Below are 13,817 nucleotides of genomic sequence, written 5' to 3' on the forward strand. Positions count from 1 at the left end.
CTATGAAAAAACTAATCGCAGGTTTATTCTCAGTTACTGTTCTTTTTAGTTCACTGGCACAAAAAGATCCGGTTATTTTGACCGTTGATGGAAACCCGGTGACCAAAAGTGAATTTCTTCAGATTTACCTGAAAAACAATCCGAATCCACGTTATGATAAAGAAGCGCTGGATGAGTATATGGAGTTGTTTAAAAAGTTTAAACTAAAAGTTTTAGAAGCCGAGAAGCTAGAGTACGATACCATTCCCAAACTAGTCAAAGAATTGGATGGATATCGCAAGCAACTGGCTCTCCCTTATCTTGTAGATTCTACAAAAAACAATGAGCTGGTAAAACAAGCTTACGGACGTTTGCAGGAAGAAGTGCACGCCAGTCACATTCTTATCCGTGTGGATGAAAATGCATCTCCTGAAGACACCCTTAAAGCGTATAACCGCATTATGGAAATCCGTAAACGGATCGTAAACGGAGAGGATTTTGCTCATGTTGCACGTTCAAAAGGAGGTTCGGAAGACCCTTCTGTTCGTGATAATGGAGGTGATCTCGGTTATTTTTCCGCATTTCAAATGGTCTATCCATTTGAAGAAGCCGCTTACTCAACAAAAGTTGGTGATGTAAGCATGCCTGTTCGAACTAAATTCGGTTATCATATTCTCAAAGTTCATGATAGAAGACCTTCCAGAGGACTTATCAGTACTTCACATATCATGATCATGACTCCGAAAACGGCTAATGATCAGCAAAAAGATAATGCAGAAGAACGCATACATGAAATCTACGAACGGCTTCAGAAAGGTGAAAACTTTGAAGATCTTGCACGCAAGTATTCCGAAGATCAAACCTCCAAGTCAAAAGGAGGGTTACTTCCCGAATTTGGAACCGGAAGCCGTCAGAGAATGGTACCTGAATTTGAAGACGCAGCATTTGTCTTGAAAAACGATGGTGATTACTCTCAACCGTTCCGCACAGATTATGGTTGGCATATTGTAAAAAGAAACAGTCTTACCCCTCTGGAGTCATTTGACCAATTGAGAAGTGAAATTCAACAAAAAGTTAACCGTGATGAAAGATCACTGAAAACGCAGGCTTCTTTTATTGAAAAGTTGAAAAAGCAATACAAGTTCAAAGACAAAAGCAGCAAAGAACTGGCATGGTTTTACAATAACATTGACTCCAGTTATTACGAAGGCAAATGGAAAGCTCCCGATACAAAAGAAAACCCGGTGCTTTTCTCGTTCAACAAAATTACTTTCCACCGAAAAGACTTTGTAGAGTACCTGGAGAGTCTTAACGCAAAAGGAAGTAAAGGAGACTTGAATGTATTGGTAAATGATGCGTACAAAACATATGTTAAAGAACAGCTACTTGCATATGAAGAGGCTCAACTTGACAGTAAATATCCTGAATTCCGTGCATTAATGAATGAGTACAATGACGGAGTATTGCTCTATGAAATCATGAACGATAAAGTTTGGAATAAAGCAATCCGCGATACATCCGGACTGAAAGCATTCTTTGAGGAAAATCGTAACCAGTTTATTTGGGGAGATCGTATCGATGCAGAAGTTTATGAGTGTGATACGAAGGACATCGCTGCAAAAACGGCTGCTTTACTGAAAAATGATACCATCACTCCGATGGAGATCATGGCTAAAATTAACGAAAACTCTGCCCTTAACGTAAAAGTTAAAACCCAGAAATTTGAAGTTCAAAACACACCTTTCCTTGAAGGAAAAGAATTCAAAAAAGGAGTAAATGAAACATTTCAGTACGATAACAAATACTATATCGTTAAAGTGAAAGAGTTCATCCCCTCTCAGCCAAAGGAACTGACAGAAACAAAAGGGGCTGTCACCGCTGCTTATCAGCAACATTTGGAAGAACAATGGTTAAACGAACTGTCTGCCAAATATCCGATAGAAGTTAAAACTGAAGTTTTATACAGCCTTGACAAGAAGTAAAAACATAGTATTTCTCACAAAGGCTGCCCTACGTGGCAGCCTTTTATATTTCATTTGTCTCCTGTCTTCCTGCGATTCAGACAATGATCCTAAGGTCGTTCAATTAGGAAACGAAGACCTCCGGGAATCAGAACTGGAGTATTTATCAGAAACACACTCAAATCAAGAGGTAGGTGAAGAAGTTATAATTGACCAGTGGCTTCGAAAAGCTGTAATTCTGAATCAATTTGATAGTTTACCAGCTGACAAACAACATGAAATTAATTTCAAATTAAAAGAATATAAAGCCTCTTTAGTTCGTTATGAACTGGAAAACCTGTGGATAGAAAAGAATCTGGACACATTGATCACAGAAGACGAAATGCTTGCATTTTATGAAGAAAATAAAAAGGATTTTGAACTGAGCGACTTTATTGTAAAAGTGCTCTACCTGAAAATTCCATACAATGCACCTGAATTGGAAAAAGTAAACCGTTGGTATTTATTAAAACAACCCAAAGACACGGTACAACTGACAGAATACGCCAATAAATATGCTGCCAACTTCTTCTATAACACACAGAAGTGGATTTATTTCGACGATATTCTAAAAGAAATTCCCCTCGAAGGCATTGATAAAGAAAAGTTCATTCTTAACCGAACAAAAACAAGTTTTGAAGAGAATGGTTTTCTTTATTATTTAAACATACTGGATTACCGATTGAAAAATACACCTTCCCCTTTTTCATTGGAGCGTGATCACATACGTCAGCGTATTCTTACCCGGCGTATAACACAAATGCGGGAATCTCTCGACAAACAATTTATTGATGAAGCAATTAACAAATATGAAATACACTATTTTAATCGTTAGCCTGTTATCGGCATTTTCAGCTTTTGCTCAACCGGACTCACAACTGATTGACAAAGTTGTTGCCAAAGTAGGAACCAATGTGATCCTACTTTCAGACCTGCAATCGCAAAAGATTCAGGCTATGCAGGAAAACATTGAAGTTACTGACGAGTTAGAATGTACAATTCTGGAAGAACTTCTCTACCAAAACCTACTGCTTAATCAGGCTGATCTGGATAGTGTGACTGTTACCGACGAACAGGTTGACGCAGAGATGGAACAGCGTCTGCGAGTTATCGAAGGACAGATCGGAGGAAGAGAAGAGTTGGAAAAATTCTACGGAAAAACCGTTTCACAAATAAAAAAGGAATTCCGACCTGCGATCCGAAAACGACTGATAGGTCAGGAAATGGAACGTCAAATTACTGCTGAAGTAGTAATCAGTCCGAAAGAAGTTCGAGATTTCTTTCACTCGCTTCCCGAAGATTCTCTCCCGTATATTAATTCGAAACTGGGATTACAGCAAATCGTTATTTACCCTGAAATTACAGAAGCTGACAAACAAAAAACGTATGACCAACTAAATACGATCAGGGAACAGATTATTTCCGGAGACAAAACCTTCCGTGCAATGGCAGGCGTTTACTCTCAGGATCCCGGATCACGAAGTAAAGGAGGGGAAATAAAAGCGAGCAGAGGACAAATGGTAAAAGAGTTTGAAGCAACTGCTTTCAGTCTGAAACCCGGAGAAATTTCCCCTGTATTTGAAACGGAATATGGATTCCACGTTATGGAATTAATCGAACGAAAAGGCGATGACTATGTTTGTCGTCATATTCTAATGGTTCCCGAAGTTTCGGAAGAAGCTTTTATCATCGCCAGTGAAAAGATTGAAAAATGCCATGCAGAGCTTAAAAAGAATGAAATCACCTGGGAAGATGCTGTTTTAAAATATTCAAACGATAATTCGACCAATCAGAATAAAGGTTTATTAAGCAATCCTTATTCCGGAGAAACGCTTTGGGACATGGAAGACCTTAACCAGATTGATCAACAAATTTTCATCCTTGTCAATTCTCTTGAGGTAGGCGAAATTACCCGACCTTCTGTATATGACAACATGATGGAACGCAAACAAGGGGTTCGGATTGTCAGATTGTCTGAGCGTACAACTCCTCACAAAGCTAACCTGAAAGACGATTATCAGTTGATTCAAAATGCAGCACTGAATGAGAAGCGTCAAAAGATCATTAAAGAATGGACAGACGATAAAATCAACAATGCCTACATTCGAATTGACGAGAAATACAATGCGTGTGATTTCCGCTATAACTGGTTCAAAAATATTAATTAATTTAGGGTCAAATTAATCGAAACATGTCGGAAACAAAAGCAATTGACGAACTCGTACAAAAGTACAACCGTTTAAAACAAGAGATTCATAAAGTTATTGTCGGACAGGATGAAGTAGTTGACCAGGTTCTTATTTCGATTTTCTCCAAAGGACATTGTCTTTTGGTTGGTGTTCCCGGACTGGCAAAAACACTTCTTGTCAATACAATATCCCAATCTCTCGGGCTTTCCGGCAACCGGATTCAGTTTACGCCTGATCTGATGCCTTCTGACATTATCGGGTCTGAAATACTTGATGAAAACCGTCAGTTCAAATTTATAAAAGGACCTATTTTTCACAATATCGTCCTCGCTGATGAGATTAATAGGACACCTCCTAAAACTCAGGCTGCACTACTTGAAGCCATGCAGGAGAAATCGGTTACAGCTGCAGGTGTTACTCATAAACTACCACAACCATTTTTTGTTCTGGCTACTCAAAATCCAATTGAACAGGAAGGAACTTATCCCCTGCCTGAAGCACAATTGGATCGTTTCATGTTTAACATTTGGGTTGATTACCCTTCTTTTGAAGAAGAGGTCGCTATTGTAAAAGCAACAACGACCAATCAGGAAACAAACATCTCACCCCAGTTAACGGCTGAAGAAATACTACATTTTCAAAACAGTATACGACAACTTCCTGTTTCAGATAATGTAGTGGAATATGCTGTGAAACTGGTTGCCAGAACACGAAAAGACGATTCGTCTGCTCCTGAATTAACCAAACAATATATTTCATGGGGAGCAGGTCCAAGAGCATCTCAAAACCTCATCATAGGAGCGAAATGCCATGCCGCTCTGAATGGTAAATACTCTCCGGATATCGAAGATGTAAAAGCTGTAGCTCTCCCTATCCTACGACATAGAATTGTACGGAATTACCGGGCGGAAGCCGAAGGATATACGGTCGAAAAAATTATCGGTGAGCTTTTATAATTACTCTTCCTGTTGTATTTTCTTTTTTGATCCTTCGTAGATTGAGTAGTTTCTGAAACTACACTCAAGACTACCATTGAATATCTTCATCTTTCGGGAAGGTTTTAAAGCGACCGATTTCAAAGCATCTTCATTGGAGGAAATAACCCAGCATTCGTAACCTGCCAATTCATGCTTAAACCAGTCTCCTAAACGAGCATATAGTGCTTCTATCTCCTCTCCCATGCGTTCTCCGTAAGGTGGGTTTGTAATTAAGACTCCATTCCCCTCAGGAATTTTCAAATCCTCAAAATCTCCCATTACAAACTGCACACACCTCGAAACGGGAAGGGCCCGAATATTACGTTTTGCCTTGGTGACAACAATCTGATCAATATCTGAAGCTATAATCGAAAAATCTAATTTCACCGGCTTTTTAGGTGCGGCTTCGTAAATCCCCTCCCACAGCTCCCGATCAAAATTCAGGAGATTTTTGAATGCGTAATGCCTTCTTTCGATATTAGCCGGTATCCCCGCAGCCAATAATGCGGCCTCAATAACAAGGGTTCCTGATCCGCACATCGGGTCAATAAAAGTAGACTTACGATCCCACCCTGATAAATACAATAAACCGGCAGCAGCAACTTCGTTAAGCGGAGCTGGTCCTGTTTCGGTACGATATCCCCGCTTGTACAAGGGAGCTCCGGTTGTATTTAAAGAAAGTACACAATTCTTTCCTGATATATAGACATCAATACTTACCTGTGGGTTCTTAGCGTCAATATTAGGTCTGTCTCCTGTTTGTTCCCTGAACTGATCAACAATCGCATCCTTAATCAGAAGTTGAGGAAATTGTGTATTCGTAAACACATCACTGAAAATTGCTCCTTTAATAGCAAAGGTTTTTCCCTTATCAAACAGGGAAACCCAATTAATCTTTTTTGCCTGTGCGTACAAATCATCCTTATCCTTAAAAGAAAAAGCTGCCAGTTCCACCAACACGACAAGTCCGGTTCTGAGATACAGATTCAGATAATAGACATCTCGCCAGGCTCCTGTAATTCGTACTGCCCGATTCAGGATTTCCGGGTCATGGTACCCCAGTTCCTGCAACTCTTGTTGCACTGCTTTTTCGAAACCATATAATGTCTTAATCGTAATCTTCAATTTTTCTTCACTCATGACCTTTCTCACCATTTACTAATTTCTCTTATCTGCGGCATCTGCCATTTTTTCCAGACCGCCAAAACACGAATAATCATTATTATCAGGGCAGATACAATTGCATTAAACTCGGTTGAAAACCACCCCAAAACACTAATAATCATATAAAAAACACCTCCTACAATGACTGCTGTTGCGTAAATTTCCTTTCGAAACACCAACGGAATCTCATTACAAAGCACATCACGCAGAACCCCACCAAAAGTAGCCGTAATTACTCCAAGGAATATAGCCACAACCGGATATTGTTCCAGTCCAAGACTTTTTTCAATTCCATAAACCGCAAACAACCCAAGTCCGATCGTATCAAAAATGAAAAACGTCCTTCGCATTTCCTTGATGCGTTCACGAAAAATAATTCCGACAATTGCCCCGGCAAAAACAACAGAGATATAACTCAACGATTTCAACCATTCCACTTCAACAGATAACAATACATCACGAATTGTTCCTCCGCCAATGGAAGTCATAAATGCAATAAATATTCCTCCGAGCAAATCCATGTCTTTATCTGCTGCAGTCAGTAGCCCACTAATTGCAAAGAAAAAGATTCCTACATGGTTGATCAGATCAATTATCACAACTTATTCAGTCAAAAATTATAACTTTGAAATAAAACTCTGAACACAAAGGTATCATACCGTTTTATATTTGGCCTATTTCTATGCATTCTTTTCGCATTTTCAGCCCGTGCTCAGCGTGTAGGGCTGGTTTTTAGCGGCGGGGGAGCAAGTGGACTGGCTCATATAGGTGTGTTAAAAGCACTGGAAGAACACAATATCCCTGTTGATTATATAACCGGAACTTCGGCAGGTGCTTTAGTTGGTGCCTACTATGCCTGTGGGTATTCAGCCAGTGAAATCGAAGCGATTGTTCTGAGTGATCTTTTTCAGCTCATGACAAAAGGGGAGATTGAACCGGAGCATAAATTCAGCTTACGTCAGGAGGAAATAAACGCCTCCATGCTTAACATACCTTTCAGTAAAGACAGTATTCTATCAAAAAGTCTTCCGACCAGCTTCATAAAACCCGCTTTAATGGATTTTGAAATGCTGATCAGTCTGGGTGTCACATCTGCATCGACAGGAGAAAATTTTGATAGTCTGTTCATTCCATTTCGGTGCGTGGCTTCGGATATTGCTGACAAAAAATCGGTTATTTTTTCTGGAGGAGCACTCAATAAAGCAGTAAGAGCCTCCATGACTTTTCCATTTTACATGAATCCAATTCGTGTAAACGGGCGATTATTATTTGACGGGGGACTGTATAACAACTTCCCGGCAGATGTTATGTACCATGAATTTGATCCGGATTTCATCATAGGGAGTAATGTTTCTTCCAATGAACCTCCTCCTACTGAAGATGACGTATTCTCTCATCTGAAAAATATGTTGGTGAGTAAAACGACCTTTGATCTTCCCTGTGAAACAGGGGTCATGATAGAACCGAACATTGATGTTTCTACATTTGATTTTGACAAAGCACGAGAAGCAATTAACGGAGGTTATGAATCCGCTATTCTTTTAATGGACTCAATCAAACAGCAAATACACAGGCGAACCTCTCCCGAAGAATTGAAAGAAAAAAGAAAGCAATTCAGAAGTAAAATAATTCCCTTACAAATTGACCAGGTACATGCACAAGACAAAGGAGGAAAAACATCCTCTTTTGCGGAATCCACTATATCCGGAAAATTAAAACGTGGTTTTCTGGATGAACACAAATTGAAAAAACAATATTTCAGACTGATTGAAACTCCTCAGATCAGCTACCTGTTTCCAACGATTGATAAAACATCAGACAGTACGTACGGATTACATTTGAAAGTCAACAAATCCAAAGACTTCAAGCTTGCTGTAGGTGGTCATTTTTCGTCACGCCCTGTCAACACAGGTTACATAGGATTTTCTTACTACTCTATGGGAAAGGCCGCCTTTCGGGTAAATCTGGAATCCTATTTCGGGAAGTTTTACGGTTCAGTAAAAGCAAATATTGACTTTCATGTTCCATCAGTCCTTCCTGTAACTATTCAGCCGTATTTTGTCATGAACAGATGGGATTATTTTAGAAGTTTTGCCACATTTTTCGAACCCGTCAAACCTTCCTTCCTGATTCAAAACGAACTGTATTTCGGAAGTAAATTCTCTGTTCCGTTAACCAATACTACCAAAACAGGAGGAGACTTCCGACTCTTTTATCTGGATGATAGTTATTACCAAAGTGAGGACTTTGGCTTGTCCGACACCGCAGATCACACCTATTTTGATGGTGTTTCTTTACGATGGAGTTTAGAAAAAAATACGCTCAACAGAAAACAGTTTGCATCAGAGGGGCATGCATTCAAGCTTTTGGTAAATTATGTTTCAGGGCGGGAACACAGTGTATCCGGTTCAACAGGAAATGACAAATATGATATTGTAAAGGATCACAATTGGATTAACGTACAGGCTGAAGCCAACTATTTTTTTCTCAACACAAAGATCAGCCATACCGGAGGGCATCTGGTTGGTGTTTTCAATAGTCAGTCCCTGTTTAAAAACTATACAGCATCAATACTAAGTACCACCGCATTTGCTCCTACACCGGATTCAAGGACTTATTTTTTGCCGGAATACAGATCTCCGCAATACATCGGTTTTGGTATTAATCAGGTTTTTACGTTTAAAAACAGAATTGACCTTCGAATTGATGCTTATGGTTTTCAGCCTTTTGTAGAAATTGAGCGAAATCCGGACGGTTCATTCGGATACGATAGGGATGTTGGTCCTCCCCGATTCCTGGGATCTGCTTCGATTATTTATTTCAGCCCTTTGGGACCGATTCGTGGAACACTTAATTACTTCCCTTATCAAAACAAACCGATCTCTTTTCAGATTAGTTTCGGCTATGTTCTCTTCAATGAACGCGCCATACGATAAGTTGAATAAAAACTAATCCCTCTTCGATTTTTTCACTTATATCCCCTAATTCTGCAATCATGGAACAATCTTTACTATTTTTGGGGCAAATTATTAGGAGCTATGGAAAAAATCATCTGTGGAATTCAGCAAATGGGGATTGGTGTTCCCAACGTTCAGGAAATATGGAAATGGTATCGAAAGTTTTTTGGTGTTGATGTACGTATTTTCGAAGAAGCGGCTGAAGCTCCGTTGATGACTCGTTATACCGGCGGAACAGTACATAGCCGAACTGCTACACTTGCTTTAAGTATGCAAAGTGGAGGAGGTTTTGAGATCTGGCAGTTTACCAGCCGCCCTACCGAGAAAGCAGACTTTGAGATTCAGTTAGGTGATTACGGTTTATATGCCTGTCGTATAAAATCCCGTGATGTTCAGGCAAGTTATGTCTATATGAAAAGTAATGGTGCAGAGGTACTTGGAGAACCACAAAAAGCACCGGACGGATCATTCAACTTCTTCGTAAAAGATCCGAATGGGAATCTGTTTAATGTCGTAGAAGGCTCCGGTTGGTTCAAAGAAACGAATCACCCGGCACGAACAGGTGGTGTGGCAGGTGCGTTGATAGGCGTTAGTGATATTGAGAAAGCACTTCCTTTGTATCGTGATATACTGGGGTATGAAACCGTAGTATATGATTATACCGGTGTTTCGGATTGTTTCTCTGATCTTCCGGCGGGAAAAGGGAATTTCCGAAGAGTACTTTTGAAGCACAAAGACGAGCGCATGGGACCTTTCTCAAAGTTATTAGGTCCGACTCAGATAGAACTTGTTCAAAGTACAGATCGTACAGATTGTCGAAAGATATTTGAAAACCGATTCTGGGGGGATTGGGGATTCATCCACTTGTGTTTTGATGTTCAGGGCATGGATACTTTGCAGAAAGAATGTGAAGAAAAAGGATTTCCTTTCACTGTGGACAGCGGAAAAACATTTGATATGGGAGAAGCCGGCGGTCGTTTCTCGTACATAGAAGATCCTGATGGAACCTGGATAGAATTTGTTGAGACACACAAAGTTCCGGTAATGAAAAAGCTGGGTTGGTATATAAATCTGAAAAATAAAAAGCCCGGAAAACGACTTCCAAACTGGATGCTTTCTGCAATGGGAATGAACCGGGTGAAATAGACCGGTTTTATATCACAAATCCCATCAAAAGAGAAAATATAGCAATACCAATCATTATCATTTGGTGATTCATATCCCGTGTATCACCAAGTGAACTATCTGATTTTGAAACACTCGAATACCAGTTGTTTGAAAACCGAAATCCAGAAGAAGATCCCAGTACAAGGTCTTTTTGATACTTGCTTACAAATCGTATTTTAAAAACCAAGTACAATACTACCGTGAAGAACAATCCTTTCGAAAAAAACCAATCGAATTTGGCCCCTACTCCTAGGATACCTAAAATCCATGCTATAAGAAAAGGAAGATTGGACAAGTTATTCCCAAATGTTGAAACAGGTAGTATATAAGCAATTATATAAACAAAAACTATCTTATTCGTATCAAACCAGTTTCCAATCGCTAAAGAACTGCCGTATAAGAATAGTAGTAAACCAATCTCAGTCAGAGTAAATCGATCAATCCTAAATTTATATTTCCTTACAAAATTTCCGATTTGCATTTTTCAGGTCTCTTTCATTCAAAACACAGCACACACATTACGTAACACCCAAACTCCGCCTATTTTTTTCATTGACACAAAGTAACTAATTCCCTGATGTGTACAAAAACGCCACTCCGGATGAAACGTATAAAAGAAATAAACAGTTTTATAATCACTACTAAAAAACATTCTTGAATAGGCAACGGTTCCTATTGTTCTGATAGTATCCGTATTCTTTTTCCTATCAGATAAAACAGAAATACTGTCATAATCCATTACTCGCTCTACAGCTAGTTTTTTTGAATGGCAGCAATAAAAAGAACTCAAATCCAAACCAAGTTCTGCCTCTATAAGATACAAGTAGCTATCACCCGGACAATACAATGAATCGTACAAAAACAATAACCATCCGGAAGAATCTATAGCTGCTCTTTTTTGTTGAACATACGATTTTAAAATTGAATCAGCCTGCTCGTTACTTATATCTGCAGGTATCTCAGGTATGATAACTTCTCCTTCTCTCGGAGTAAAAATAGATACAGTCTGATTGATGACCTCAATTTCCAGTGCGTCTTCATCCATAGACCACTTATCCTCTTTACTGCCCCTACATGAACTCAGGAAAAATAAAACAGCAGATAAAACATATACTATTTTACATCTATTCTGCATCATTCAGCATCGCTTTATAGAGATAAAAAAAGGGTAAGCTTCATCCTGCCTACCCTTATAACAATCTTTTTATTAACTTATTTAATATCCCAAAAGTTCTTCCAGGACACTTTCTACTTTTTCTGCATTTGGCAACAATTCTGCTTCCAGAATCGAATTAAGTGGAATAGCAGGAGTATCAACAGATCCCACTATTTTAACCGGAGCATCCAATGCTTCGAAACAATTTTCCTGAATTCTTCCGGCAAGCCCTAAGGTAAAGCTGGCTTCTTTGGATTCTTCAGTAACCAGCATACATTTCCCATGCTTTTTAGTAGCCGCATACATTGCATCCGTATCAATTGGATTTAATGTCCGTAAGTCAACGATTTCAACTTGTCCAGGATAGTTTTTTGCAGCTTTCAAAGCCCAGTAAACACCCATTCCATAAGTAATAATCACACAAGACTTACCCTGCTGTATGTTTTCCTCAGTTGCTTCCTGTACAATACGTGCTTTTCCGAAAGGAATCACATAATCTTCATCCGGCTCTACTGTCACGGCTCCTTCCGTTCCCGGAATCTTACTCCAGTACAATCCCTTGTGTTCAAAAATAACCACAGGATTCGGATCATAAAACGCAGACTTCAACAATCCTTTCAAATCTGCTCCTGTCGATGGATAAGCTACTTTAACTCCTCTGATATTTGTCACTACAGACTCTACACTCGAAGAGTGGTAAGGTCCCCCTGATCCGTACGCTCCAATAGGAACGCGAATCACAGCGGAAGCAGGCCATTTACCATTTGACAGGTAATACGAACGACTCAGCTCAGTAAACAACTGATTTAATCCCGGCCAGATATAATCGGCAAATTGGACTTCGACAATCGGCTTTAATCCTGTACAGGCCATTCCGACGGTTGAACCGATAATAAATGCTTCCTGAATCGGAGTATTGAATACCCGATCATCTCCAAACTGCTGTGCAAGAGTTGCTGCTTCACGAAAAACACCTCCTAAACGACCACCAACGTCTTGTCCATACAACAACGCTTCCGGATGCTTTCCAAGGATTTCACGAACAGCAAAAAGTGCACTATCGACCATCACAGTTGGCTTTTTCCCTTCAGGCTGACGAGTCCCTCTTTCTTCAGTAATAGGTGTTGGTGCAAAAATATGATCCGTAACAGAAGATGGCTCCGGTTCCGGTGCATTGAATGCCTTTTCATATTCATCATCCACCAGCGAACGAACTTCTGCCTCAAGGTTAATAATATCAGCCTGATCAAAACCAGCCTGTACCATCAATTCTTTCATCTTTGGGTACGGATCCCGCGTTGCATGTTCATCCAGATCATCCCGGTACCATTCTTTTCGTACGCCGGAAGTATGGTGTCCCAACAAAGGAACCTTAGCATGAACAATAAACGGACGCCGTTCTTTACGCACAATGGAAATAACCTCTTCCATCGTCTGATATGACTCTTCAAAATCACTTCCATCGATTGTTCGGACTTCAATACCATTAAATCCTTTTGCATAATGTGAAATATCCTGCGCTCTGGTTTCTTTCGAATTGGCAGAAATATCCCACTCATTATCCTGAACAAGATAAATTATCGGAAACTGCTTCAAGGCCGCCATTTGGAATGCCTCTGAGACTTCTCCTTCTGTACAGGAAGCGTCTCCCAATGAACAAACGACTACCGGATTATTTCCTTGGTAGTCTTCCGATAACCCTTGTTTTTCTTTATATTGAATCCCCATGGCCACCCCGGTCGTAGGAATAGCCTGCATTCCGGTCGCTGAAGACTGATGTGGGATTTTCGGCATTGTATCGCGATCCAGTGAAGGGTGAGAATAGTACGTTCTACCTCCACTAAAGATGTCATCTTTTTTTGCAAACACCTGCAACATTAACTCGTAGGGAGTTACTCCAATTCCTAAAAGAATACTGTCATCCCGGTAATACGGAGAAACCCAATCCTGAGGAAGCAACTGCATACCTGTTGCTAGTTGAATGGCCTCATGTCCCCGCGATGTTGCATGCACATACTTTGCCGTCACTTTTGCATTCGCTTCATACTTTTCAGCTAATGTCTTGGCCGTAGCCATCAAAGTGAATGCTTTCTTAATAATACTCTTATCTGTTTTCGGTGTTTTTCCGGTCTTTTGTTGTTCCTTCAACGCCTCCGCCATAATCTCAATATTTTGCGGCTCGAAGATACGAAATAAAATTCCAGTTCAGAAGCATTTACAGGGATTTA

Annotated in this window: 11 protein-coding genes; 6 read left to right on the plus strand and 5 right to left on the minus strand. The window is 39.9% G+C overall.

All coding sequences use genetic code 11. The features are described 5' to 3' along the window. Positions 1-2 precede the first annotated feature (2 nt). The 4 genes from ABDZ97_RS13420 to ABDZ97_RS13435 are packed head-to-tail and all read left to right on the plus strand — an operon-like array spanning position 3 to position 5,124. Positions 3-1,961 (plus strand): peptidylprolyl isomerase, encoded by a 1,959-nt coding sequence (locus tag ABDZ97_RS13420; protein ID WP_343788592.1) that lies wholly within the window; start codon positions 3-5, stop codon positions 1,959-1,961. Beyond that, positions 1,948-2,814 (plus strand): hypothetical protein, encoded by an 867-nt coding sequence (locus ABDZ97_RS13425; RefSeq protein ID WP_343788595.1) that lies wholly within the window; start codon positions 1,948-1,950, stop codon positions 2,812-2,814. Before ABDZ97_RS13420 ends, ABDZ97_RS13425 begins: the two co-directional genes overlap by 14 nt. Beyond that, complete coding sequence (locus ABDZ97_RS13430; RefSeq protein ID WP_343788598.1) at positions 2,771-4,147, plus strand: peptidylprolyl isomerase; 1,377 nt, start codon at positions 2,771-2,773, stop codon at positions 4,145-4,147. Before ABDZ97_RS13425 ends, ABDZ97_RS13430 begins: the two co-directional genes overlap by 44 nt. Before the next feature lie 23 nt (positions 4,148-4,170). After that, positions 4,171-5,124 (plus strand): AAA family ATPase, encoded by a 954-nt coding sequence (locus tag ABDZ97_RS13435; RefSeq protein ID WP_343788601.1) that lies wholly within the window; start codon positions 4,171-4,173, stop codon positions 5,122-5,124. Here the strand turns inward: ABDZ97_RS13435 and ABDZ97_RS13440 are convergent, their stop codons facing one another. Continuing rightward, positions 5,125-6,285 (minus strand): THUMP domain-containing class I SAM-dependent RNA methyltransferase, encoded by a 1,161-nt coding sequence (locus ABDZ97_RS13440; protein WP_343788604.1) that lies wholly within the window; start codon positions 6,283-6,285, stop codon positions 5,125-5,127. 8 nt (positions 6,286-6,293) lie between these two features. Continuing rightward, positions 6,294-6,908 (minus strand): trimeric intracellular cation channel family protein, encoded by a 615-nt coding sequence (locus tag ABDZ97_RS13445; protein ID WP_343788607.1) that lies wholly within the window; start codon positions 6,906-6,908, stop codon positions 6,294-6,296. A 126-nt stretch (positions 6,909-7,034) separates the two neighbouring features. On the opposite strand from ABDZ97_RS13445, the gene ABDZ97_RS13450 reads away from it, so the two are divergent. After that, positions 7,035-9,245, plus strand: a complete 2,211-nt coding sequence (locus ABDZ97_RS13450) for a patatin-like phospholipase family protein (protein ID WP_343790993.1) — start codon at positions 7,035-7,037, stop codon at positions 9,243-9,245. Positions 9,246-9,347: 102 nt separating this feature from the next. Beyond that, positions 9,348-10,412 (plus strand): VOC family protein, encoded by a 1,065-nt coding sequence (locus ABDZ97_RS13455; RefSeq protein ID WP_343788610.1) that lies wholly within the window; start codon positions 9,348-9,350, stop codon positions 10,410-10,412. A 7-nt stretch (positions 10,413-10,419) separates the two neighbouring features. On the opposite strand, the gene ABDZ97_RS13460 is transcribed toward ABDZ97_RS13455, so the two are convergent. The 3 genes from ABDZ97_RS13460 to ABDZ97_RS13470 form a co-directional block, all read right to left on the minus strand. Continuing rightward, on the minus strand, positions 10,420-10,914 hold the full coding sequence (locus ABDZ97_RS13460) for a hypothetical protein (protein WP_343788613.1): 495 nt from the start codon (positions 10,912-10,914) through the stop codon (positions 10,420-10,422). Between the two features lie 18 nt (positions 10,915-10,932). Further along, complete coding sequence (locus ABDZ97_RS13465; protein ID WP_343788616.1) at positions 10,933-11,571, minus strand: hypothetical protein; 639 nt, start codon at positions 11,569-11,571, stop codon at positions 10,933-10,935. 78 nt (positions 11,572-11,649) lie between these two features. Next, positions 11,650-13,749, minus strand: a complete 2,100-nt coding sequence (locus ABDZ97_RS13470; protein WP_343788619.1) for an alpha-ketoacid dehydrogenase subunit alpha/beta — start codon at positions 13,747-13,749, stop codon at positions 11,650-11,652. Between the last annotated feature and the right edge of the window lie 68 nt (positions 13,750-13,817).

The organism is Wandonia haliotis (assembly GCF_039523435.1).
Lineage (GTDB): Bacteria > Bacteroidota > Bacteroidia > Flavobacteriales_D > Crocinitomicaceae > Wandonia > Wandonia haliotis.

Excerpts from the sequence above, each read along its gene's own strand:
- ABDZ97_RS13470 (WP_343788619.1), bottom strand. The coding sequence starts at position 13,749 with ATGGCGGAGGCGTTGAAGGAACAACAAAAGACCGGAAAAACACCGAAA.
- ABDZ97_RS13440 (WP_343788604.1), bottom strand. The coding sequence starts at position 6,285 with ATGAGTGAAGAAAAATTGAAGATTACGATTAAGACATTATATGGTTTC.
- ABDZ97_RS13420 (WP_343788592.1), top strand. The coding sequence starts at position 3 with ATGAAAAAACTAATCGCAGGTTTATTCTCAGTTACTGTTCTTTTTAGT.
- ABDZ97_RS13455 (WP_343788610.1), top strand. The coding sequence starts at position 9,348 with ATGGAAAAAATCATCTGTGGAATTCAGCAAATGGGGATTGGTGTTCCC.
- ABDZ97_RS13460 (WP_343788613.1), bottom strand. The coding sequence starts at position 10,914 with ATGCAAATCGGAAATTTTGTAAGGAAATATAAATTTAGGATTGATCGA.
- ABDZ97_RS13435 (WP_343788601.1), top strand. The coding sequence starts at position 4,171 with ATGTCGGAAACAAAAGCAATTGACGAACTCGTACAAAAGTACAACCGT.
- ABDZ97_RS13465 (WP_343788616.1), bottom strand. The coding sequence starts at position 11,571 with ATGATGCAGAATAGATGTAAAATAGTATATGTTTTATCTGCTGTTTTA.
- ABDZ97_RS13430 (WP_343788598.1), top strand. The coding sequence starts at position 2,771 with ATGAAGCAATTAACAAATATGAAATACACTATTTTAATCGTTAGCCTG.